This window comes from Vibrio coralliilyticus ATCC BAA-450 (assembly GCF_000176135.1).
Lineage (GTDB): Bacteria > Pseudomonadota > Gammaproteobacteria > Enterobacterales > Vibrionaceae > Vibrio > Vibrio coralliilyticus.
This window is the reverse complement of record NZ_ACZN01000010.1, coordinates 42342-66591: the sequence shown is the minus strand read 5'-3', so window position 1 is coordinate 66591 and position 24250 is coordinate 42342. Positions and strand designations below refer to the sequence as shown.

General features: G+C 47.6%; 23 protein-coding genes. 16 read left to right on the top strand and 7 right to left on the bottom strand.

The window, feature by feature from the left end; translation table 11 throughout:
- Positions 1-47: 47 nt before the first annotated feature.
- From VIC_RS26830 to VIC_RS02140, 5 genes are all read left to right on the top strand, one after another.
- Complete coding sequence (locus VIC_RS26830) at positions 48-215, top strand: hypothetical protein (protein WP_164492178.1); 168 nt, start codon at positions 48-50, stop codon at positions 213-215.
- Positions 216-339: 124 nt separating this feature from the next.
- Positions 340-606, top strand: coding sequence for a YihD family protein (locus VIC_RS02155; RefSeq protein ID WP_006957505.1), 267 nt, complete (start codon positions 340-342; stop codon positions 604-606).
- Positions 607-856: 250 nt separating this feature from the next.
- Complete coding sequence (ccoG, locus tag VIC_RS02150) at positions 857-2275, top strand: cytochrome c oxidase accessory protein CcoG (protein ID WP_006957504.1); 1419 nt, start codon at positions 857-859, stop codon at positions 2273-2275.
- A 55-nt stretch (positions 2276-2330) separates the two neighbouring features.
- A complete protein-coding gene (locus tag VIC_RS02145; RefSeq protein ID WP_006957503.1) occupies positions 2331-3317 on the top strand; it encodes a serine/threonine protein kinase in 987 nt (328 codons plus the stop codon).
- Between the two features lie 30 nt (positions 3318-3347).
- Positions 3348-3968 carry a thiol:disulfide interchange protein DsbA/DsbL gene (locus tag VIC_RS02140; RefSeq protein ID WP_006957502.1) on the top strand — a complete coding sequence of 207 codons (621 nt, stop codon included), beginning with the start codon at positions 3348-3350 and terminating at the stop codon, positions 3966-3968.
- Between the two features lie 55 nt (positions 3969-4023).
- Here VIC_RS02140 and VIC_RS02135 read toward each other — a convergent pair whose 3' ends face one another.
- Positions 4024-4908, bottom strand: a complete 885-nt coding sequence (locus VIC_RS02135) for an acyltransferase (RefSeq protein WP_006957501.1) — start codon at positions 4906-4908, stop codon at positions 4024-4026.
- 183 nt (positions 4909-5091) lie between these two features.
- Between VIC_RS02135 and VIC_RS02130 the strand changes: the two genes are divergently transcribed.
- Positions 5092-6078, top strand: coding sequence for a DUF2860 domain-containing protein (locus tag VIC_RS02130; protein WP_006957500.1), 987 nt, complete (start codon positions 5092-5094; stop codon positions 6076-6078).
- A gap of 32 nt (positions 6079-6110) precedes the next feature.
- Here VIC_RS02130 and VIC_RS02125 read toward each other — a convergent pair whose 3' ends face one another.
- Positions 6111-7634 carry a YifB family Mg chelatase-like AAA ATPase gene (locus tag VIC_RS02125; protein WP_006957499.1) on the bottom strand — a complete coding sequence of 508 codons (1524 nt, stop codon included), beginning with the start codon at positions 7632-7634 and terminating at the stop codon, positions 6111-6113.
- A 504-nt stretch (positions 7635-8138) separates the two neighbouring features.
- On the opposite strand from VIC_RS02125, the gene ilvG reads away from it, so the two are divergent.
- The 6 genes from ilvG (at position 8139) to acuI (ending at position 15587) form a co-directional block, all read left to right on the top strand.
- Positions 8139-9785 (top strand): acetolactate synthase 2 catalytic subunit, encoded by a 1647-nt coding sequence (ilvG, locus tag VIC_RS02120; RefSeq protein WP_006957498.1) that lies wholly within the window; start codon positions 8139-8141, stop codon positions 9783-9785.
- A gap of 1 nt (position 9786) precedes the next feature.
- Entirely contained in the window at positions 9787-10071 is a 285-nt protein-coding gene (gene ilvM, locus VIC_RS02115) for an acetolactate synthase 2 small subunit (RefSeq protein WP_006957495.1), read from the top strand.
- 12 nt (positions 10072-10083) lie between these two features.
- The gene (gene ilvE / locus VIC_RS02110) at positions 10084-11028 is read left to right on the top strand and encodes a branched-chain-amino-acid transaminase (RefSeq protein WP_006957494.1); all 945 of its coding nucleotides are present in this window, start codon (positions 10084-10086) and stop codon (positions 11026-11028) included.
- Positions 11029-11041: 13 nt separating this feature from the next.
- Entirely contained in the window at positions 11042-12883 is a 1842-nt protein-coding gene (gene ilvD / locus VIC_RS02105; RefSeq protein ID WP_006957493.1) for a dihydroxy-acid dehydratase, read from the top strand.
- 3 nt (positions 12884-12886) lie between these two features.
- Complete coding sequence (ilvA, locus tag VIC_RS02100) at positions 12887-14434, top strand: threonine ammonia-lyase, biosynthetic (RefSeq protein WP_006957492.1); 1548 nt, start codon at positions 12887-12889, stop codon at positions 14432-14434.
- A 172-nt stretch (positions 14435-14606) separates the two neighbouring features.
- Positions 14607-15587 (top strand): acrylyl-CoA reductase (NADPH), encoded by a 981-nt coding sequence (gene acuI / locus VIC_RS02095; protein WP_006957491.1) that lies wholly within the window; start codon positions 14607-14609, stop codon positions 15585-15587.
- Positions 15588-15649: 62 nt separating this feature from the next.
- Here the strand turns inward: acuI and VIC_RS02090 are convergent, their stop codons facing one another.
- Both VIC_RS02090 and VIC_RS02085 read right to left on the bottom strand, forming a co-directional pair.
- Positions 15650-16591, bottom strand: a complete 942-nt coding sequence (locus VIC_RS02090; RefSeq protein ID WP_006957489.1) for a LysR family transcriptional regulator — start codon at positions 16589-16591, stop codon at positions 15650-15652.
- A 157-nt stretch (positions 16592-16748) separates the two neighbouring features.
- Complete coding sequence (locus VIC_RS02085; protein WP_006957487.1) at positions 16749-16934, bottom strand: hypothetical protein; 186 nt, start codon at positions 16932-16934, stop codon at positions 16749-16751.
- A gap of 135 nt (positions 16935-17069) precedes the next feature.
- Here VIC_RS02085 and tusA point away from each other — a divergent pair, with 135 nt between their 5' ends.
- Positions 17070-17318, top strand: coding sequence for a sulfurtransferase TusA (gene tusA, locus VIC_RS02080; RefSeq protein ID WP_038514221.1), 249 nt, complete (start codon positions 17070-17072; stop codon positions 17316-17318).
- 54 nt (positions 17319-17372) lie between these two features.
- Here tusA and VIC_RS02075 read toward each other — a convergent pair whose 3' ends face one another.
- A complete protein-coding gene (locus VIC_RS02075) occupies positions 17373-17633 on the bottom strand; it encodes a hypothetical protein (protein WP_006957484.1) in 261 nt (86 codons plus the stop codon).
- A 208-nt stretch (positions 17634-17841) separates the two neighbouring features.
- On the bottom strand, positions 17842-18396 hold the full coding sequence (locus VIC_RS02070; RefSeq protein ID WP_006957482.1) for a TMEM165/GDT1 family protein: 555 nt from the start codon (positions 18394-18396) through the stop codon (positions 17842-17844).
- 478 nt (positions 18397-18874) lie between these two features.
- Between VIC_RS02070 and glyQ the strand changes: the two genes are divergently transcribed.
- From glyQ to VIC_RS02055, 3 genes are all read left to right on the top strand, one after another.
- The gene (gene glyQ / locus VIC_RS02065) at positions 18875-19798 is read left to right on the top strand and encodes a glycine--tRNA ligase subunit alpha (RefSeq protein WP_006957480.1); all 924 of its coding nucleotides are present in this window, start codon (positions 18875-18877) and stop codon (positions 19796-19798) included.
- Positions 19799-19800: 2 nt separating this feature from the next.
- Positions 19801-21867, top strand: coding sequence for a glycine--tRNA ligase subunit beta (gene glyS / locus VIC_RS02060; RefSeq protein ID WP_006957478.1), 2067 nt, complete (start codon positions 19801-19803; stop codon positions 21865-21867).
- A 224-nt stretch (positions 21868-22091) separates the two neighbouring features.
- Positions 22092-23342 carry a valine--pyruvate transaminase gene (locus tag VIC_RS02055; RefSeq protein WP_006957475.1) on the top strand — a complete coding sequence of 417 codons (1251 nt, stop codon included), beginning with the start codon at positions 22092-22094 and terminating at the stop codon, positions 23340-23342.
- Between the two features lie 108 nt (positions 23343-23450).
- Here the strand turns inward: VIC_RS02055 and VIC_RS02050 are convergent, their stop codons facing one another.
- Complete coding sequence (locus VIC_RS02050) at positions 23451-23885, bottom strand: Hsp20 family protein (RefSeq protein ID WP_006957473.1); 435 nt, start codon at positions 23883-23885, stop codon at positions 23451-23453.
- Positions 23886-24250 lie beyond the last annotated feature (365 nt).

Genomic DNA, 24250 nt, shown 5'->3' with positions numbered 1-24250 from the left:
CAGGCCATAAGTTCGGCAATGGATGTGCCTGGCAGTTAGGTTAATCAATGCGCCCAACAGCAGTCAGGTGTACGTCGCACACAAACCGTGCGATGCGTCGTCGTGGTGGCTTTGTCACTACTCCAGCGGCACAAAAACTCGCGCCCGGAATGACTTTAGTAGAAAAGACAGCGTTAATGTCCTCTTCTTCAGCCAAAGTCACTAAGGCGGCATAGGCATAAAGCGCAGTCTCCACTGCGCTTTTTCTTTTCTCATTCTCCCATCCCTGAATCCATGGTATTGGCCTGTCTGATTTGGTACCTTAACCGCATACCAACATAGAAAGTGTGGAGAAAGCCGATGAAGTGTCATCGCATTGAAGAACTACTCGAGCTACTCGAGCCTGAATGGCAAAAAGATCAGCAAATGAACCTGCTGCAGTTTATTGTCCAGCTCGCGCAGGAAGCAGGTTACGAAGGTAAACTGGAAGATCTCACCGACGATGTACTGATCTACCACCTCAAAATGCGCAACAGCAGCAAAGATGAAATGATTCCGGGGCTGAAAAAAGATCAGGAAGACGATTTTAAAACCGCGATTCTGCGGGCGCGTGGCATCATCAAATAATCAGGCTTAGGCCAGAGCGACCTTAGGGTCGCTTTTTTTATATCCAAATCATTTAGACGGGCAAAACTGTTAGGCAATTTATTTATAAAACTGTACTGATCTTTGTTGTTAAAGGTTGATAGCCTTAAAGAAATAAAAAAATGATTGCGTATATAATCGCCGTCCATAAGAAAATACTAAAATATTAAAGAGCAAAGTCGCAGAGCGGGATCGCTAAGAAATCTCGCCTTTAGCCCAAGAAGGAAGCGTAATGAGTCAGGACAAAATTGAGATAAAAGACGTGACTCCCAAGACCTTTAACCCCAAGACGCACAAAAACACTGGGGACAGGTTTAACCCGAGCAACCGCATCTACGTGCGTGAAAGTAAGGGCACATTTCAACAGTTACGTCGCTACGGAGGCTGGTTGCTACTGGTTCTCTTCGCTATGGTGCCATGGATTCCGTACGGGGAACGTCAGGCAGTTCTATTAGACCTTGGTCATCAGCAGTTTAACTTCTTTGGTACCACACTTTACCCGCAAGATCTGACCTTGCTGGCATTGCTGTTCATGATTTCCGCGTTCGGTCTGTTCTTCCTCACCACCTTCTTAGGCCGAGTATGGTGTGGCTATTTGTGTCCTCAAACCGTCTGGACCTTCATGTACATCTGGTTTGAAGAGAAGCTAGAAGGCAGCGCCAACAAACGCCGCAAACAAGACTCAGGCAAGCTGACCGCTAATCTTGCAATGCGTAAAGGACTTAAGCACCTAGCATGGTGGGCCATTGCACTGGCAACAGGTTTCACCTTTACCGGCTACTTTGTTCCGATCAAAGATCTTGTTCTCGGGTTCTTCACCTTTAACGCTGATTTCTGGCCAGTGTTCTGGGTGCTATTCTTTGCAGGCTGTACCTACGCTAATGCAGGTTGGATGCGCTCGATCATGTGTGTCCACATGTGTCCGTATGCGCGCTTCCAGTCAGCCATGTTTGATAAAGATACCTTCATCGTTGGCTACGATACAAAACGAGGCGAATCTCGTGGTGCTCGCTCACGTAAAGCCGATCCAAAAGCTCTGGGTTTAGGCGACTGTATCGACTGTAACCTGTGTGTGCAGGTCTGTCCGACCGGTATCGATATTCGCGATGGCCTGCAATATGAGTGCATCAACTGTGGCGCTTGTATTGATGCCTGTGACAATACGATGGATCGTATGGGCTATGAAAAAGGCCTGATCAGCTACACCACAGAGCATCGTTTGTCAGGAAAAAATACCAAAGTCATGCGCCCTAAATTACTTGGCTATGGCGCGGTACTGTTAGTCATGATCGGTCTCTTCTTTGCCCAAGTGGCAGCCGTTGACCCAGCAGGCCTTAGCGTGCTGCGTGACCGTAATCAGTTATTCCGCGTCAACAGCTCCGGCGAAGTAGAAAACACCTACACACTGAAGATCATCAACAAAACTCAGCAAACTCAAGAGTATAAGTTGGATGTGTTAGGGCTCACTGATGTTTCTTGGTATGGCAAACAAACTGTCCACGTTTCACCGGGTGAAGTGTACAACCTGCCAATGAGCTTAGGCGTCAATCCGGACAATCTCAGCTCTCCTGTTGCGACAATTCAGTTTATACTGTCCGATAGCGAAGACTTTACGATTGAAGTAGAAAGCCGCTTTATAAAAAAACTTTAGCGGCTACCTCTACCTAAAACATGGAAAAGGGCTCAGCAATGAGCCCTTTTTATTTATGACACAACTAGCCTTTAACTTTGATGCTCTGACACCCGACTTTATGTGGTACGCCTTGGAAAGCATCGGCATTCGCGCCGAATCCGGCTTTCTGCCACTCAACAGCTATGAAAACCGTGTTTATCAGTTTACTGATGAAGAGCGTCAACGTTATGTGGTGAAGTTTTATCGCCCCGAGCGCTGGAGTTCAGAACAGATACAAGAAGAGCACGACTTTACTCTGGAGCTGATTGAATCCGATATCCCGGTTGCCCCACCGATAAAAATTCAGGGGCAAACTCTGCATCAATATCAGGGGTATCTGTTTGCACTGTTTGCCAGTGTTGGCGGACGCCAGTTTGAAGTGGATAACCTCGAACAATTGGAAGGCGTAGGTCGTTTCCTTGGTCGAATCCATAAAGTCGGCGCTCGAATGCCCTTTAAGCACAGACCCACCATCAGCCTCGAAGAATACCTGCATCAACCACGTAAGATTCTGGAGCAATCACAGTTTATTCCATTTCATCTGGAGAATGCCTTCTTCAATGACTTAGACTTGTTGATTCAATCGCTGCAACAACAATGGGATGACTCAGCCAACATCATTCGCCTTCACGGTGATTGCCATCCGGGGAACATTCTCTGGCGCGACGGCCCAATGTTTGTCGATCTTGATGACTCTCGTAATGGACCGGCAGTACAAGACTTGTGGATGATGCTTAATGGCGAGCGTGCCGATAAACTGATGCAATTAGATATTCTGCTTGAGGCGTATCAGGAGTTTAACGACTTTAATACCAACGAATTGAAACTAATTGAACCTTTACGCGGTCTACGTATGGTGCACTATATGGCATGGTTGGCAAAAAGATGGCAGGATCCTGCTTTTCCTATCGCCTTCCCGTGGTTTGATGATCCAAAATACTGGGAAAGCCAGGTATTAGCTTTCAAAGAACAAATTTCGGCATTGAGTGAGCCACCACTCTCACTGATGCCTCAGTGGTAAGAAGCCAAAATGACAAACATGGAGTCAATAATGAAAAAGCTGTTTGCACTTGTCGCAACTGTTATGTTGAGCCTTTCTGCTCACGCCGCTCAATTCAAAGAAGGTGAACATTATCAAGTTCTTGATATTCCTTCAGCTTCTCTCAGCAAGGCTTCACAAAAGCCAACCGTGACCGAGTTCTTCTCTTTCTACTGCCCTCACTGTAATACGTTTGAGCCAATCATCGAACAGCTAAAAGCTCAACTTCCAGAAGGGGCTAAATTCCAGAAAAATCACGTTTCCTTCATGGGTGGTAGCATGGGTGAGTCGATGAGCAAAGCCTACGCGACCATGGTAGCGCTGAAAGTGGAAGACAAAATGGTACCAGTCATGTTTAACCGCATTCACAACATGCGTAAGCCACCAAAAAATGATGAAGAATTGCGTCAAATCTTCCTAGACGAAGGCATTGATGCGAAGAAATTTGATGCAGCATTCAAAGGCTTTGCCGTTGACTCTATGGTGCGCCGCTTCGACAAGCAGTTTAAAGACAGCGGCCTATCTGGCGTACCGGCAGTGGTCGTAAACAATAAGTACCTTGTTCAGGCACAGAGCATCAAAACAATTAACGAATACTTCGAGTTGGTTAACTTCCTACTGACTAAAAAGTAATAAGTTGATTACGTAAAAAAGGGAGCCTTGGCTCCCTTTTTAGTATTCGATTGATCTACTTATCCTGATGAATCTCTTTTAGCAGTTCATCTTTATCCTGCCATATATCACCCAACCATTGCTGAAACTGGCGCTTGTAAGGTTTATCGTTGAAGTAATCCCCACGAACGCTGTCATCGACAGGCAACACTTTAATGCGTACGACTATCTTGGTCATTCGTCCCATCAGCATATCGCGAAACGGTTTATCGGTGTTTTCTGGGTACGCTAGCGTGACATCAATAATGTTTTCAAACTGATCGCCCATGGCCGCCAACGTATAAGCAATTCCCCCCGTTTTGGGCTGCAACAAATACTGATAGCCTGCTTTGCTCTTTTTCTGCTTCTGCTCAGTAAAACGTGTGCCTTCCACATAATTCACCACCGTCGTTGGGGTGTGCTTGAACTTGGCACAAGATCGACGAGTTGTTGCCAAATCTTGACCACGCTTTTCCGGGTGGCGAATCAAATACTCTCGGGAATAGCGACGCATAAACGGCATATCTAGCGCCCAGCACGCCATTCCTATAAACGGAACGTAAAATAATTGTTGCTTAAGAAAGAACTTCGGCATAGGAATGCGGTCTTTAAACACACAGCACAATACAACAATGTCGGTCCAGCTTAGGTGGTTACTGATCAGTAAATACCAGCCGTCTTTCCTTAAACTTTGACCGCCTTCGATGTCCCATTCGACACGATTGAACAAGGAAAGAATGCCGGAGTTAATGGTCGCCCACAGCCACATCACCCGATTAGCCATTGCAGTACCTTTTGCCTGCAATTTACCTTTTGGTAACACGGCTTTAATCAAAGCAATGATACAAATGACGATCGAGCAAAAAGCTGAGTTAAGGATGACCAGAGCCACATTCAGAACAAGGAGTAGGTATGCAAACATAACGCTTATTAATGAGATCCCAGATAGAATTTATAACGTTTCATTTATGAATAATAAAACAGCGTGTAATTATACAAGTCCGTAACCACATTGGAATCACTCTGACGATGGTCAGATTAGTTCGACAAAACTTCGACAACCACTTATCTAATGTCAAAAGGTTCATAACAAGGAGAACCCTCAATGAAAGCCAAACTCTCTCTAATAGCCCTGTCGCTGGTTGCCCTTCCAACGATGGCTCAGCTATCAGAACAAGCAGGATTTAGTGGTGAAGTGTCACTCAGCGCTGGATTTGCCTCTACCACTTCAAACTTCAATACCGATGGCGATAAAACCATCAATGATGTCAATCAAACGGCCTCTTCAGACAGCGGTGCGCTAGTACTGCCACTTGGTAGCTTGGCCTATACCTTCGGTACAAATTTAGACAAACAGTTTTACGTAGGTATGGCTCGTGAAGATATCGCTGTCGGTACATTAGCGCTGGAGCTAGGATATAAGCAACAACTTGCGTCAGGTATGGTGATTGATGCCTCTTTCCTACCGACAGTGATGTCGGGCGAAACTTGGTCTGACCCATTCCTGACGGGCCAAGAGCGTCAAACCACAGACGAAACAGGCAATGCATTCCGTCTGAAGTTCAACAATATTATGGGCTCTAACTTCAGCCTAGACACCGCGTATGCAACCCGCGATATTGACGATGAAAAATCTGGTGTCAGTGATACATCATTAACAACCGCAGAGCGAAATGCTCTTCAGCGTGACTCTTCATCGATCTATCTAAAAGGTGACTATCGTCTACCGTTGACTCGCACTTCGTTCTTGCAGCCTTCACTCACCTACATCAAAACTGATGCCGACGGAGATGCCAACTCACTCGATTCAGTTGGCGGTGAGCTAAGTTACTTTAAGATCATGAACCGCCACCAGTTCGCACTGACCGCTGGGTATACTAACCGTTCTTACGACGCCATCAATGCAATTTATGGTAAGGCACGTGACGAAGATGAACTGAGCTTCTTTGCCGCGTATGAATATCAAGAGTTTATGGGTTGGCAAGACTGGTCGCTGGTTTCATTTGCTGGCTACTCCAAAACCGACTCCAACATCGACTTCTACGATGAAGACCAGTATTTGCTCTCGGTCGGTATGAACTACCAATTCTAAGTTGAAGTACAGCCCGCCCAGTGCGGGCTTTTTTACACCGCCTGAGCGGTCAATTGCTTAAGCAATCGGTCCATTGCCCGATATCCCAACGCTTCAGCCAGGTGATTGCGAGCAATCTGCGACTGACCATCTAAATCAGCAATAGTGCGCGCGACCTTAATGATTCGGTGATAAGCCCGAATTGACAACCCAAGTCGGTGCAGCGCACTCTCCAAAAACTGCGCATCTTCTTTTTTCAATGGGCAGTACTCCTCTATTTCGCGACTGCCCAACAGTGCATTAACCTTATTGGAGCGCTCCAGCATACAGACTCTGGCATTGAGAACCCTTTGCTTAACTACTTCTGTAGGTTCACCACGATCGCCCCCTTCGGCCAAAGTACCTTTAGGTAACGCTGGGATCTCAAGTGACATATCAAAACGATCCAGTAGAGGGCCAGATAACCGACTCAGATAACGTAAAATGGTTTGTGGATTAACTCTCGACTGATTACCTTCGTAATACCCCGTCGGACTCGGGTTAAGGGCGCCCACCAGCTGAAAGCGTGCAGGGAAACGAGTTTTGCCCTGAGCACGCGAGATAATAATCTCCCCGGATTCCAGTGGCTCACGCAATGAGTCAAGCACCTTACGTTCAAACTCTGGCATTTCATCAAGAAACAGCAACCCATTGTGCGCCAAAGAAATTTCACCCGGCCTTGGGATTGTGCCTCCGCCGACGAGCGCTGCCATTGAACTTGAATGGTGCGGTGCACGAAAGGGGCGCCGCTTCCAGTTAAGCGCATTAATCTCCTGCTGAGTCAGCGACGCAACAGATGCAGTTTCCATTGCTTCGTCGTCACTCATTTCCGGCAGCAAATCGCACAAACGCGAGGCGAGCATGGTTTTCCCCGTCCCAGGCGGGCCTAAAAATAACAAGTTGTGGTTACCTGCCGCGGCAATCTCCAAAGCACGTTTACCTTGCTGCTGACCAATGATGTCTTGCAAGTCGCGGCCATTATCCACCGCTCGGTGCAGATTTTGTGTTTGATGCAGGCTAAGCTTTTGTTGGCCGCAAAGATCGGCGCACACTTCCAGTAAGCTTTGGGCAGATTTATGCTGTTCTTCGCCCACTAACGCGGCTTGATCTCCGTTGTAATGAGGCACAACCAAGCTTCGCTGTGCTTTGTTGGCTGCCAGCGCTGCAGGCAATACCCCTTTCACTCCTCGCAGTTCCCCCGACAAAGCCAGCTCACCAACGAATTCTTTTTCCGCCAAACCGCTGACTGGAATCTGCTCTGAAGCAGCGAGAATGCCAAGTGCAATCGGCAAATCAAAGCGCCCTCCCTCCTTGGGCAGATCGGCAGGTGCAAGATTGACTGTGATTCGCTTGGCTGGGAACTCAAATCGAGAGTTGATGATCGCGCTGCGCACTCGGTCACGTGACTCTTTGACCGTGGTTTCCGGTAATCCCACCAGAGTGAACCCCGGCATTCCATTACTGATATGCACCTCTACCGTCACAGGTGGCGCTTCAACCCCCACCGATGCCCGACTGTAAATAATGGCTAAACCCATAATTTTTCCTACACTCTCTGCTATCTATTTATCTGTTTGATAACTTGCGCACTTTTCTAACAATCTTGTTATATAGCGTGGTGAGATGATGAGAGAATGTGAAAAAAGAATGACTTTTTGCTTGTCACGTAACGGAATTCTATGTTACCACTAGTGACGCAAACAATTTCGTACCATATTACGTAAGCACAACATTAGAAAAGAATATGAATTTCGACGCCCGCATTAACGCACTGATTGTCCTGATTATCGTGGTCATTATTGATTCCGCGCGGGGGCTGGTGGGCGAAAAATAAAACACCAAATTCAAAAAAACCCCCGCACTGATAAAGTCCGGGGGTTTTTTTCAACTTAAACGCTGAAAATCAGCGAAAAATAAACACTGACTTAGTCAGGCAGACAGAAAAATAAAGAGCTCAGCCGCGAGCTGGCAGGAAGAATGGGAGCGCACATGACGTGCACAACAACACAACATTACTACTTAGGTAGTCAAGGAGGCTTACGATGACAGGTGCTGAATTAGTCGTAGCCGCATTAAAACAACAGGGCATCAAAACCGTATTCGGCTATCCAGGCGGTGCCATCATGCCAATTTATGACGCGCTGTATGACGGTGGCGTCGAGCACATCCTCTGCCGTCACGAACAAGGTGCAGCGATGGCCGCTATCGGTATGGCACGCGCGACTCAAGATGTCGCAGTCTGTATGGCAACATCTGGTCCCGGTGCCACTAACCTAGTAACCGGTTTGGCCGATGCGTTTATGGATTCGATCCCAATGGTGGCAATCACGGGTCAGGTCGCCAGTTCCCACATCGGGACAGACGCTTTCCAGGAAATGGATGTGATAGGAATGTCGCTATCCTGTACCAAGCACAGCTACCTCGTGACTGAGATTGAAGAGCTTGCACCAACTTTAGCCGAAGCGTTTGAAGTCGCTAAAGCAGGCCGACCAGGACCAGTGATTGTCGACATCGCTAAAGATGTTCAGCTGGCTCAGGCACCGGTTGACGTTTTACCTCCATTCACACCACCAGCGCTTCCCGTTCCTAAAGCAGAAGCCATTTCTGCCGCTCAGGAGCTTCTTTCACAAAGTACCCGACCAGTATTTTATGTTGGTGGTGGTGTACAACTGGGTAAAGCCACAAAAGCCGTTCGCGAATTCTTACGTTTAAACCCAATGCCTTCGGTCAGCACCCTGAAAGGCTTAGGTACTATCGAACGTCACGACCCACATTACCTTGGCATGCTGGGTATGCACGGCACCAAAGCCGCGAACCTAGTCGTTCAAGAATGTGACCTGTTGATTGCTGTTGGCGCGCGATTCGATGACCGAGTCACAGGTAAATTGGAAACGTTCGCCCCTCACGCTCGCGTTATCCATATCGACATCGATGCCGCTGAGATCAACAAGCTGCGTCACGCCCATGCGCCACTGCGCGGTGATATCAATTCCCTTCTTCCTCAACTCGAGCTGACTCAAGACATCACGCCATGGGTCAAGCACAGTGAAAGTCTGCGTAGTGGCTTTAAGTGGCGTTACGACCACCCGGGTGATCTAATTTTTGCTCCGGGTATGCTCAAACAGTTGTCCGACATGATGCCTGATAGTTCAATGGTCTCAACCGATGTAGGTCAGCACCAGATGTGGGCAGCGCAGCATATTCAGCCACGTGACCCACAAAACTTCATCACATCCGCAGGCTTAGGCACCATGGGCTTTGGCCTTCCTGCCGCTATGGGTGCCGCGGTCGCACGTCCGGATGATCAGTCTATCCTTATTACAGGTGACGGCTCTTTCATGATGAACGTTCAGGAACTGGGTACGCTAAAACGTCGCCAGATTCCAGTCAAAATCGTTCTATTGAACAACCAACGCTTAGGCATGGTACGTCAATGGCAGTCGCTGTTCTTTGATGGTCGCCACAGTGAAACCATTCTGGATGACAACCCAGATTTCATCACCTTAGCGAAAGCGTTTGATATTCCTGGAAAAACGATCACGAGAAAAGAAGAAGTTGAGCCGGCGATTCAGGAAATGCTGGAAAGTAAAACCTCGTACTTGCTACACGTTTTGATCGACGAAGAAGAAAACGTGTGGCCACTGGTGCCACCAGGTGCTTCTAACAATGACATGCTGGAGAACACATAAGATGGAAAGATATCTAATCGACATTAAAGCAGACGACAAACCGGTACTGCTGGAGCGTGTTCTTCGTGTGGTTCGCCATCGTGGTTTCATTGTTAGACAAGTTGCAGGCACACAGAACCATGAGAGCAAGATTGCCAGTGTCGAGATCATCGTCGACAGCGATCGTCCGATCTCCTTTCTGACCAATCAGATTGAAAAGCTCTGGGATGTGCGCACGGTTGAGGTAACACAAATCGCCAGTGACGAGCTACCGAATAACAACCTACAACAAAAAATTTGTGCATAAAGGAAGGCAATAATGGCTACTACAACAGCGGATTACATTTGGTTTAATGGCAAGCTGGTACCGTGGAAAGAAGCGAATGTTCACGTATTGACTCATGCGATGCACTACGGTACTTCAGTATTTGAAGGTGTGCGCTGCTACAACACGCCTAAAGGACCAATTATATTCCGCCATCGTGAGCATGCGAAGCGACTGAAGGATTCAGCCAAAATCTACCGTTTCCCTATCCCTTACTCTGTGGATGAAATCATGGAAGCGACGCGCGAAACACTGCGCGAGAACAAACTCGATAGCGCTTATATTCGTCCGCTAGGTTTTGTTGGCAATGTTGGCCTCGGTGTGTGTCCACCGCAGGGCACCGAAATGGACCTGATCATAGCCGCTTTCCCATGGGGCTCTTACCTAGGTGAAGAAGCCTTGGAGAAAGGGGTCGATGCGATGATTTCCAGCTGGAACCGTGCGGCGCCAAACACCATTCCAACCGCAGCGAAAGCTGGCGGTAACTACCTGTCTTCATTGCTGGTTGGCGGTGAAGCACGTCGTCATGGCTACGATGAGGGTATTGCATTAAGTGTTGATGGTTATTTATCTGAAGGCGCAGGTGAGAACATCTTTGTGATTAAAGATGGTGTGATCACCACGCCACCAGCAACCAGCGCCATCCTACCGGGCATTACTCGTGATTCGATCATGACCATCGCTCGTGACAAAGGTTACCAAGTACGCGAAGCAAACATTGCTCGCGAAGCACTTTATCTAGCAGACGAAGTGTTTATGACAGGTACTGCAGCAGAGGTCGTTCCTGTTGCAACCATAGATAAAATTGACGTAGGCAGCGGTAAACGCGGCCCTATCACCAAAGAGCTGCAAGAAGCTTACTTTGGACTATTCAACGGCACCACTGAAGATAAGTGGGGCTGGTTAGATTACGTTTACCCAGCAGACGCGGCAAAATAAAGGAAGTAGTAAGATGCCTAAATACAGATCAGCAACCACCACTCACGGTCGTAACATGGCGGGTGCTCGTGCACTGTGGCGTGCAACTGGCGTAAAAGATGAAGATTTTGGTAAGCCAATCATCGCAGTCGTGAACTCATTCACTCAGTTTGTACCGGGCCACGTTCACCTTAAAGATATGGGCCAACTGGTCGCCGGTGAAATCGAGAAAGCAGGCGGTATAGCCAAAGAATTCAACACCATCGCAGTCGACGATGGTATCGCAATGGGCCACGGTGGCATGCTTTATTCACTGCCATCGCGTGAGCTTATCGCTGACTCGGTAGAGTACATGGTGAATGCTCACTGTGCCGATGCCATGGTATGTATCTCCAACTGTGACAAAATCACTCCGGGAATGCTAATGGCGTCAATGCGCCTTAACATCCCAGTAATCTTTGTTTCTGGCGGTCCAATGGAAGCGGGTAAAACTAAGCTTTCTGACCAAATCATCAAGCTAGACTTGGTTGATGCGATGATCCAAGGTGCAGACCCGAAAGTTTCAGACGAGCAAAGTGAACAGATCGAACGCAGCGCATGTCCGACATGTGGTTCATGTTCAGGTATGTTCACAGCGAACTCAATGAACTGCCTGACTGAAGCGCTTGGTCTTTCTCAGCCAGGTAACGGTTCAATGCTAGCGACACACGCAGACCGCGAAGAACTATTTATCAACGCTGGTAAACGTATCGTTGAACTGACACGCCGTTACTACGAGCAAGATGATGAATCTGCACTGCCGCGCAATATCGCCACTTTTGATGCATTCGAAAACGCAATGGCGCTTGATATCGCCATGGGCGGCTCAACTAATACCATTCTTCACCTGCTCGCTGCTGCGCAAGAAGGTGAGATTGACTTCGATATGGAAGATATCGATCGCTTATCTCGCAAAGTACCTCACCTATGTAAAGTGGCGCCATCAACTCAGAAATATCACATGGAAGACGTACACCGCGCGGGTGGTGTTATGGCTATCCTCGGTGAGCTAGACCGCGCAGGTTTGCTTCACAATGATGCGCGCACCGTGCTCGGCCTTTCAATGAAAGAGCAGCTAGCACAATACGACATCATCCAAACGGAAGATGAAGATGTATTGAAGTTCTTCCGCGCAGGCCCTGCAGGCATTCGTACTACCAAAGCTTTCTCACAAGATTGTCGTTGGGATCGTCTTGATGATGATCGCGCTGATGGTTGTATCCGTTCAATCGATCACGCGTTCTCTCAAGAAGGAGGCCTAGCCGTTCTGTCAGGCAACATCGCTCTTGATGGTTGTATTGTGAAAACAGCTGGCGTTGATGAGAGCATTCATAAATTCACTGGTCCTGCTGTAGTGTTTGAAAGCCAAGAAGACGCCGTTGAAGGCATCTTAGGCGGTAAAGTCAAAGCAGGCGATGTGGTTGTCATCCGCTATGAAGGCCCTAAAGGGGGCCCAGGTATGCAGGAAATGCTTTATCCAACCACTTACCTGAAATCAATGGGGCTTGGTAAAGAGTGTGCACTGCTGACAGATGGTCGCTTCTCTGGCGGTACGTCTGGCCTGTCCATTGGTCATGCTTCACCTGAAGCGGCGAATGGTGGTGCGATTGGTCTGGTGAAACAAGGCGATATGATCGCAATTGATATTCCAAACCGTTCTATTTCTCTAGAAGTCTCAGAGCAGGAACTTGCTGAGCGCCGTGCAAAACAAGACGAACTGGGCTGGAAACCAGTCGATCGTCAACGTGAAGTTTCTTTTGCACTCAAAGCGTACGCAAGTATGGCAACCAGTGCTGACAAAGGGGCAGTGCGAGATAAATCTAAGCTAGAGGACTAGCTTATGTCTGATTCTCTCTTTTCAGGGAAAGCTCATCAGACTGGCGCAGACTATCTGCGCCATATCTTAAGAGCTCCGGTTTATGAAGCAGCAACGGTAACGCCTTTGCAGGAAATGCCACGCCTGAGTGAACGAATTGGCAACAAAGTGCAAATCAAGCGCGAAGACCGCCAGCCAGTTCATTCGTTCAAACTACGTGGCGCCTACAATATGGTTGCCAGTTTGTCTGAAGCGCAGAAGGCCGCTGGCGTGATTGCCGCCTCAGCGGGTAACCATGCACAAGGTATGGCGCTTTCCGGCACTAAGCTTGGTATCAAAACCACAATTGTGATGCCAAAGACCACACCTGACATTAAAGTCGAAGCGGTACGTGGTTTTGGCGGTCACGTGGTACTGCACGGCAATAACTTTGATGAAGCCAAAGCTGAAGCCGAGCGTTTGTCAGAACAATATGGCTATACATTTGTGCCTCCTTTTGATCACCCATTAGTGATCGCGGGCCAAGGCACCATTGGCATTGAGATGCTGCAACAAAATGGTCATCTCGATCATATCTTTGTGCCAGTTGGTGGCGGTGGTTTAGCAGCTGGTGTGGCGGTGTTGGTCAAACAGCTGATGCCAGAAATCAAAGTCATCGCGGTTGAGCCTGAAGATTCAGCGTGTCTTAAGGCAGCTTTAGATGCGGGTGAGCCCGTCGTTCTCGATCAGGTCAGCATGTTTGCTGATGGCGTCGCGGTAAAACGCATCGGTGAAGAGACGTTCCGCTTATGTCAAAAGTACCTCGATGGACACATTACCGTTTCCAGCGATGAGATTTGCGCCGCAGTCAAAGACATCTTTGAAGATACGCGCGCTATCGCAGAGCCTTCTGGTGCGCTAGCTTTAGCTGGGTTGAAGAAATACGCCGAGCAAAACGAGCTTAAGAACAGCAACCTAGGTACTGTTCTGTCAGGTGCGAACACGAACTTCCACGGTCTGCGCTACGTCTCTGAGCGTTGTGAACTGGGTGAAAAACGTGAAGGCCTGCTGGCAGTCACGATTCCAGAACGCCAAGGCGCATTCTTTGAGTTCTGTAACTTAATTGGCGGCCGAGCGGTCACTGAGTTCAACTACCGCTACAACGATGACGATCTGGCCAACATTTTTGTTGGTGTCCGTCTACAAGGTGGGCAGGAAGAGCTGGAACACATCATTCACGATCTGCGTGAAGGTGGTTACCCTGTGGTCGACTTGTCAGACGACGAAATGGCAAAACTGCACATTCGTTACATGATTGGTGGTAAGCCGTCGAAGCAGCTGAAAGAACGTCTATACAGCTTTGAGTTCCCAGAGTACCCAGGTGCATTGCTGAAATTCCTCAGCACATTAGGCACACATTGGAACATCAGTCTGTTCAACTATCGCAACCATGGTGCCGACTATGGTCGAGTATTGTGTGGCTTTGAACTGGATGAAGCCGATTTATCACGATTTTCCGCCCATTTGCGAGAGCTGGGTTATCAATGCAAAGACGAAACCGACAACCCGTCGTATAAGTTTTTCCTTTCTTAATCATCAAAAAGCCAGTCACATGACTGGCTTTTTCTTTACTGCCCAATACGACTTTCCACAATGCACTGTATGCATGTATATAATGCTAAAGTTTCATTTTAGTCATAGTGACTTTCAGTCTACACTCAATATCAGTTTTTAAATGTTTGCTACCGCGTAGTGGAGACCATCTATGTTTAACGCACTGATTCTAAACCAAGAAGAAAAACGCACCATCGCCTCTGTAGAACAAATCGACGAAGCACAGTTGCCACAAGGCGACGTACTGATCGATGTCGATTACTCATCACTCAACTACAAAGATGGTCTGGCGATCACTGGCAAAGGTAAGATCATCCGCAACTTCCCTATGGTACCGGGCATCGATATGGCAGGCACCGTTGCTCACTCAGATGATGAACGTTACCAAGTCGGCGATAAAGTCGTATTAACTGGCTGGGGTGTGGGTGAGAATCACTGGGGTGGTATGGCTCAACGTGCGCGCCTAAAAGCAGACTGGTTGGTGCCACTGCCAAAAGGGATCGACAGCAAAAAGGCCATGATGGTTGGCACCGCTGGCTTTACTGCCATGCTGTGTGTTCAAGCGCTTATCGACGCTGATGTCAAACCTGAGTCAGGTGAAATTCTGGTCACAGGCGCCAGTGGTGGTGTGGGTTCAGTAGCGGTAACGCTATTGGCAACGCTCGGCTACAAAGTGGCGGCGGTGACTGGCCGTATTGAACAAAATGGTCCTCTCCTAGAAAAGCTGGGCGCAAGTCGCATCATTGATCGTGTCGAGTTTGAAGAACCCGCACGCCCACTGGAAAAACAAGTTTGGGCTGGCGCCGTTGATACCGTGGGCAGCAAAGTCCTAGCGAAAGTACTGGCGCAAATGGATTACAACAGCGCAGTAGCCGCTTGTGGTCTGGCGGGTGGCTTTGACCTACCGACCACAGTGATGCCTTTTATTCTGCGTAATGTTCGCTTGCAAGGCGTAGACTCAGTGATGTGCCCAACAGAGAAGCGTATCGCCGCTTGGGAAAAACTGGTTGAACTACTACCTGACAGCTACTTTGAGCAAGCCTGTACTGAAGTGGCTCTTGCCGATGCACCAAAGTACGCAGAAGACATCACTAACGGTCAAGTAACAGGTCGCGTTGTGATTAAGCTGTAATTCTAAGATTCAAAGTAAAAGAGCCAGCATTGCTGGCTCTTTTTGTATCGATCGAAATCGTGTTAATCCAATCCCATATCTGCGATACGTTTGGCAATCAAACGGCTACACTCTTCTCTCACCACAGATCGCAGCCATTCCTGTGCTGGTGAGTGCTCGCAACGTGCATGCCAGATCATAGAATAATCAAACGGCGTGAACTGGAACGGCAAAGGTTTAACCGCCAAATCGTAACGCTCTGCAACCAGATAAGCTAAATCCGCTGGCACCGTAATGATCAGCGGCATGGTATCCACAATCGCCAATGCCGCTTCCAGATGATAAGCCCGCAGCACCATTTTTCGTTTTGGCTGATCGACCAGAGCCTGCTCAATTAACGCTTTGACGCCATCACTGATAGCAATCATCGCATGTGGATAGGTTAGGTAGTCCTTCAGACTGAGTGACGTGTTGGCCAACGGGTGCTGTTTAGATAAGAGACATAAAACCCCTACACGCCCAAGAATTTCACTGCGCAGTGGCTCTACTGGGCCAATAGGTCGGCATATGGCTAAATCCGCCCCCTCATACGTCAACTGATCAGCTAATCGGTCATGTTGCAGAGGTAGAAAGTTAATCGACACATTGGGCGCTTCCTGATAAATACGCGGCAAAGCAAAGGGCAGAATAGTCTGCATCGCATAGTCAGTGGTGGCGATATTGAAGGTGTTCTCAAAGCTTTGCGGTTCAGTTTGAATCGGAGACAACACCTGACGCAGAGACTCCAGCGGCTCTCCCAGTGCTTTGTCGACTTCAAGCGCTTTTTCGGTTGGAATCAGGTGTTGCCCCTGGCGTGTAAACAAAGGGTCATCCAGCATATCACGCAACCGACCTAACACTCGGCTCATCGCAGACTGGCTAAGATTAAGTCGATGTGCTGCCTTACTGACACTGCACTCTTCGATTAAAACCCGCAACGCCACCAGCAAATTCAGATCACGGCGATAGATGTCTTCTAATTCCACAAATAGCCACTTAAAATGAAGGGTGTATTTATTGAATTGTACTCTTTAGATAAAAAAAATCCCGCCTTTCAGCGGGGAAGCCCAAGAAAAATGGGGATAGTGTCGGAATGTAATTGAGCGTAGTTACAATTGAGAATGGTTGTTGGAAGTTCAACCATCAATTTTCTTGCTCTTCAGATGCGCTCGGCCAGCGATGCATCTCGAGCCAAATCCCTACAACCGTCGCAACCATGCCGAGCAAAGGCATAAACGACGATTCTGCTGGTGTACGTAAAACAAGTGCGCAAAAAGAAATAAAGCACAGCACGGAATAGATTGTTAGACGATCTAAAGCTGTCAACATAAGCGCTCCTTGTTTTAAATGTTACCAACTTGTTAACTAAGTTAAAACAATTTGATCGATTTGCCAAGGGGTTATTGAATATTTTTTCTTCACCAGTATTATCTACCCCCTATTGAGGTAACCAAAGATATGACCATGACAATCAATTCAGAACAGGCGACCCAGACTTTAGAGGCAGAAGGACTGCGCTGCCCAGAGCCCGTGATGATGGTCAGGAAGACAATCCGTAACATGCAAGAGGGCGAGATTCTGCTGGTAAAAGCCGATGACCCATCCACCACACGTGACATTCCGAGCTTCTGCCGCTTTATGGATCACCAGCTGATTGCGGCTCAAACTGAAGAGCTGCCTTATCAGTATCTGATCAAGAAAGGAATGGATTAGCGTTAACGCTAAACTAATTGAAGTGAAAAATGGCTGCCTGGGGCAGCCGTTTGTTTATTCGTCATATTCAATGGTGTGGACTTCAGATTGCAATTTTCTCAGCTGTTTTTGCATTGCCCGCATTTCTTCGTGCATTGGGATAATGTGCGCGACTCGAATCCAGGCTTCAACCGTCAACGCGGTCAACACAAATGAACCTGCAACAATCGGTAGCCACATGTCGGTCAGTACCATTGCCAGTAAACACAGTACCAAGCCGAAAGTGAATAGATAACTCTGACTTTTTGGGGTCATCCCCATATAACGTGTAAGCATAATGTTGCCCTCTCGCTATACTCTAGGTGTTTGAAGAATAAACAGAATCTTTCTCACCTTGAGTAACATCATTCACACCGTTAAGTTAGCATGACAAGTATGACACGAATATGTCAGCGATCACGCCCTTACACGAATTTAGCATAGAGTTTGATCTATCGCATTTCTCCACCAGATATCCGCTTTTTATCGCACGTTAGCGACCGTTTTAGAAAAACGCAGCGCCAACCGCCAGAGCGATAAATAGCAGAGCCGTCACCTTACGGATCAGGTTGAGCGGCATTTTATCGGCTGACAATTTACCAATCAGAACTACAGGGACATTAGCTGCCAGCATGCCCAGCGTGGTACCGATTATCACTAACGTCAACGCATCAGCAAACTGAGCTCCTAAGATAGACGTGGCAATCTGAGTTTTATCACCAATTTCAGCGATAAAGAACGCAATAAAACTGGCGACAAACGGCCCTCGGTTAGAAATTTCATCGTCATCATCCAGCTTATCTGGGATCAGTACCCAACCCGCCATAGCGAGAAAACTTGCCACCACGACCCACTTAAGCACCTCAGGTGATAAATAGTCGGCCACAACCACACCTAACCAAGCCGCAAGGGCGTGATTGGCAATAGTAGCGAAGAAAATAGCGGCGATAATCGGTATCGGTTTTCGATAACGACTGGCCAACAGCAAAGACAATAGCTGGGTTTTGTCACCAATTTCGGCTAAAGCGACAGTGGTAATTGAAATAGCTAAAACGCTCACGACATGCTCATTGAGGCAGGGATAATTATTTTAAACCTAAGACAAACCTCGTGCCCCACCCCGGTTCACGATGTTTATCTAAGGTCTTGCTAAACCCATCAGGCGATGAGTCTCGAGCGCCATGGTGATTGTGCACCAATTATGTTGACGAACGAACCAAACAATCAGGCTGATTGTGTTGGTAAGCTACTCCCCAAAGATGGGCGCAATTCTATCCAGCTCTATGTCATTTCTCAAGTAACAAAGTGGTCAAAAACTTCCTTTTAGGAAAATTTGGACGAATAAGCCATTAAAAATCCATTAAAGGAGAATTCTGACTAGGAATTAATCAAGATTAGCCCTACTCCCCTACGCAATATCTGGGTATACTTGATTGTTATTTTCATTATATTAATGTGCTGAAAGTGATAGAAATCGCCATGACTACGGCGAACATTTGATCAATAACAGCAACAGAAGAATCGCGCGAACCTGACTTATGCAAAAATACGATATCAAAACCTTCCAGGGAATGATCCTCGCGCTGCAGGATTATTGGGCTCAAAATGGTTGTACCATTGTTCAACCGCTAGATATGGAAGTGGGTGCGGGTACCTCTCACCCAATGACTTGTCTACGAGCGCTTGGCCCAGAGCCAATGTCTACAGCTTACGTACAACCTTCACGTCGTCCGACCGATGGCCGTTACGGTGAAAACCCTAACCGTCTTCAGCACTACTACCAATTCCAAGTAGCGCTAAAACCATCGCCAGACAATATTCAGGAGCTGTACCTAGGTTCTCTAGAAGTACTTGGTGTCGATCCTCTGGTTCACGACATTCGTTTCGTCGAAGATAACTGGGAAAACCCAACATTAGGCGCATGGGGCCTAGGCTGGGAAGTGTGGCTAAACGGCATGGAAGTGACTCAGTTTACTTACTTCCAGCAGGTTGGTGGCCTTGAGTGTAAACCAGTAACCGGTGAAATCACTTACGGTATCGAACGTCTCGCTATGTACATTCAAGAAGTAGACTCGGTTTACGATCTCGTATGGAACATCGCACCTGACGGCAGCAAAGTCACTTACGGCGACATTTTCCACCAAAACGAAGTGGAGCAGTCAACGTACAACTTTGAACACGCGGACGTCGATTTCCTATTCACTTTCTTCGACCAATGTGAAAAAGAAACCAAAGAACTGCTTGAGCTTGAGAAGCCACTTCCGCTTCCAGCTTACGAGCGCATTCTTAAAGCGGGTCATGCATTCAACATTCTTGATGCACGCAAAGCTATCTCAGTAACAGAACGCCAGCGTTACATCCTTCGTATCCGCAACCTGACTAAGTCGGTTGCAGAAGCGTACTACGCATCACGTGAAGCTCTTGGCTTCCCAATGTGTAAGAAAGAAGGCGAGGAGAAGTAATCATGGCAAAAGAATTTCTAATTGAACTGGGTACAGAAGAGCTACCACCAACGCAACTTCGCACCCTAGCGGAAGCGTTCGCGGCTAACTTCGAAGCGGAACTTAAAGGTGCAGACCTAGCACACGAAGGCGTGAAATGGTACGCCGCTCCTCGTCGTCTAGCACTTAAAGTTACTGCATTGGCTGAAGGCCAAGCGGACAAAGTGGTTGAGAAACGTGGACCAGCAGTTTCTGTCGCATTCGATGCGGACGGTAACGCGACGAAAGCCGCTCAAGGTTGGGCGCGTGGTAACGGCATCACTGTTGAGCAAGCTGACCGTCTAGTAACAGACAAAGGCGAATGGCTTCTTTTCAAACAAGAAGTGAAAGGCCAAGCAACGTCTGAAATCGTTGTCGACCTAGCAGCTAAAGCACTGGGTAACCTACCTATTGCGAAGCCAATGCGTTGGGGTAACAAGACTACTCAGTTTATCCGCCCAGTTAAAACACTGACTATGCTAATGGGCTCTGACCTGATTGAAGGTGAAATCCTTGGCGTAGCATCAGATCGCACTATCCGTGGTCACCGCTTCATGGGTGAGCAAGAATTCACGATTGAATCTGCAGAGCAATACCCAGCGATCCTAGAAGAGCGCGGTAAAGTGATGGCAGATTACGAAGCACGTAAAGCGATCATCCTTGCAGATTCACAAAAAGCCGCTGCAGCAGTGGGCGGTGTTGCTGATCTAGAAGATGACCTAGTTGAAGAAGTGACTTCTCTGGTTGAATGGCCAGTGGTACTGACTGCGAAGTTCGAAGAAGAGTTCCTAAAGGTTCCTTCTGAAGCGCTGGTTTACACCATGAAAGGTGACCAGAAGTACTTCCCAGTGTATGACGAAAACAAGAAGCTACTACCAAACTTCATCTTTGTTTCTAACATCGAATCGAAAGAGCCTCGTTACGTTATCGAAGGTAACGAGAAGGTAGTACGTCCACGTCTAGCGGATGCTGAGTTCTTCTTTAACACTGACCGTAAGCGTCCTCTTATCGACCGCTTGCCTGAACTAGAGCAAGCGATCTTCCAGAAGCAGCTTGGTACTATCAAAGACAAGACTGACCGCATCACAGAACTTGCTGGCTACATTGCTGAGCAAATCGATGCTGACGTTGAGAAATCTAAGCGCGCAGGCCTACTGGCTAAGTGTGACCTAATGACATCTATGGTATTCGAATTTACCGATACTCAAGGTGTAATGGGCATGCACTATGCGACTCACGATGGTGAAGACGAGCAAGTTGCACTGGCACTTTACGAGCAGTACATGCCTCGTTTCGCCGGTGACGAGCTGCCTAGCACAGGCATTTCTTCTGCGGTAGCAATGGCTGACAAGCTAGATACGATCGTTGGTATCTTCGGTATTGGCCAAGCACCTAAGGGTTCTGACCCATTCGCACTTCGTCGTGCATCACTAGGTGTGCTACGTATTATCGTTGAAAACGGCTACAACCTAGACCTAACAGATTTGATTGCTAAGGCAAAATCTCTGTTTGGTGACCATTTGACCAACGACAACGTAGAAGCTGACGTTATCGACTTTATGCTAGGTCGTTTCCGTGCATGGTACCAAGATGCAGGTTTCAGCGTGGATATCATCCAAGCGGTACTGGCGAATCGTCCAACTAAGCCATCTGACTTTGACCAACGTGTTAAAGCGGTTTCTCACTTCCGTGAACTGGAAGCGGCAGAAGCACTTGCTGCAGCCAACAAACGTGTAGGCAACATCCTAGCCAAGTTCGATGGTGAGCTAGCAGCAGACATCGATCTATCACTTCTACAAGAAGACGCAGAGAAAGCACTGGCAGAAAGCGTTGAAGTAATGACAGAAGCGCTAGAGCCAGCGTTCGCAACAGGTAACTACCAACAAGCGCTAAGCAAGCTAGCTGACCTGCGTGAGCCAGTCGATTCATTCTTCGACAACGTCATGGTAATGGCAGATGACGAAGCATTGAAGAAGAACCGTCTAACGCTACTGAACAACCTGCGTAACTTATTCCTACAGATCGCGGATGTTTCACTTCTACAGAAGTAATATCTCGAACAATATAGGTTCTACGAAGCCCAACTCCTCGGAGTTGGGCTTTGTTTTTATCAGTGACGGAATTTTGTGCTTTGCCTCGTAATCACATTAAGGTATGTTCAGGGATTACCCGATTATCCATAGACCACAACGCTCAAGGTGAGTCTTGGAATTACTAGCTTCGACTAGTAACTATTACACTTAAAGCAATCACAATGAATTAGGTATAACTACAAATGCAATTCTCTAAGTTTGGTGAAAAATTCAATCAGTATTCCGGTATTACGCGTTTAATGGATGACTTAAACGACGGCCTACGCACGCCAGGTGCGATCATGCTCGGAGGTGGTAACCCAGCCGCTATTCCAGCCATGCTCGAATACTTTCGCCAAGCCAGTGAGGAGATGCTCGCCAACGGGGAGCTCGTGGCCGCCATGGCCAACTATGATGGCCCGCAAGGCAAAGACGCGTTTGTCAAAGCTCTGGCTAAGCTATTAAAAGACACTTATGGCTGGAACATATCAGAAAAGAACATCAGCCTGACTAACGGCAGTCAGAGCGGCTTCTTTTATCTGTTTAATCTGCTGGCGGGTAAACAACCAGATGGCTCGCATAAGAAAATTCTGCTGCCTTTAGCGCCTGAATACATTGGCTACGGCGATGCAGGCGTAGATGAAGATATCTTTGTCTCTTACCACCCAGAGATCGAGATGCTCGACAATGGTCTGTTTAAATACCATGTCGACTTCGAACAACTCAAAGTCGATGACTCGGTTGCCGCCATTTGTGCCTCACGTCCAACCAACCCCACTGGCAACGTACTCACTGATGAAGAAATACACAAGCTGGATAAACTGGCGCGCGAAAATAACATTCCGCTCATCATCGACAATGCCTATGGCCTGCCATTCCCGAACATCATCTTTGAAGATGTTCAGCCGTTCTGGAACGAAAACACCATCCTATGTATGAGCCTGTCTAAACTCGGCCTACCGGGAGTACGTTGCGGGATTGTGATTGCCAACGAAGAAGTGACTCAGGCTATGACCAATATGAACGGCATCATCAGCTTGGCTCCGGGAAGCCTTGGTCCTGCGTTAGGTCACCATATGATTAAGAATGATGACCTGTTGAATCTCAGCACCAATGTTATCAAGCCGTTTTATAAGCAAAAATCTCAGCGAGCTGTCGAACTGCTGCAAACCGCCATCACTGACTCACGTTTTCGCATTCACAAACCAGAAGGGGCGATCTTCCTATGGCTTTGGTTTGATGAACTGCCAATCACCACTATGGAGCTGTACCAAAGACTGAAAGCTCGCGGCGTATTGATTGTACCGGGGGAATACTTCTTCATTGGTCAGGAAGATGGCTGGGAACACGCCCACCAATGTCTGCGCATGAACTACGTTCAAGATGATGAAATGATGCAGAAAGGCATCAAGATTATTGCTGAAGAAGTCGAGAAAGCGTATCAAGAAGCCTAAGTAAACACTGCTTCGGTTAGATCAAAAAAGAGCACCTAGATGGTGCTCTTTCACTCTTATTCCCGATCTATTTGGCTAGTTAAAGCCAGTGGTTTCAAATATGACGGGTTAACCTTCGATTAGGTTGTTACCACCAATCGCAATCTTACGTGGTTGCATCGCTTCAGGGATTTCGCGCTCTAGGTCAATGTGCAGTAGACCATTTTCCATGCTTGCACCCACCACTTTTACATAGTCTGCTAGCTGGAATTTACGCTCAAAATCGCGCTCTGCGATGCCTTGATATACGTATTGCTTCTCTTCTTCTGATTTACGCTCCCCCTTAACAATCAGCATGTTTTCTTTTTGAGTAAGGTCTAGCTGCTCTTCAGCAAAGCCTGCAACTGCCATAGTAATACGGTAGTTGTTTTCATCTTTTTGCTCGATATTGTATGGAGGGTAACCGCCAGAAGTGTTCTTCGAAGTGTTCGCTTCCATCATGTTGAATAGACGATCGAAGCCGATTGCGTTGCGGTAAAGTGGAGTGAAATCTACAGTTCTCATAATGCTATCCTCATAGTAAGCAATAGTCTTAGTCGTGAGTTTGCGCGGATCGATTCTGTATTCGAGCCTTGCCGACTAAGGGATTTATTCACTACTCCTCGGGTTCTGTTGACTCTGGGACGTAGCTATAAATCAGTTCAATTGTGTGCCTCTAAAGTCATCCTCTCCTGAGCGATACCCTATTGGCGGTTAGTGAGGTTCTGTTTCTTCTCTCGTGAGCAAGACAGCCTCCCTCTTCACAACTAGATATGTGGATTGAGCAAAATAGTTTCAAGGGATTATTTTCAATTATTTTGCCAAACCAATAATTTTCAATGCCTTACAGGCACAAAAAGCACCGCCAATAGGCAGTGCTTTAAGTGCAA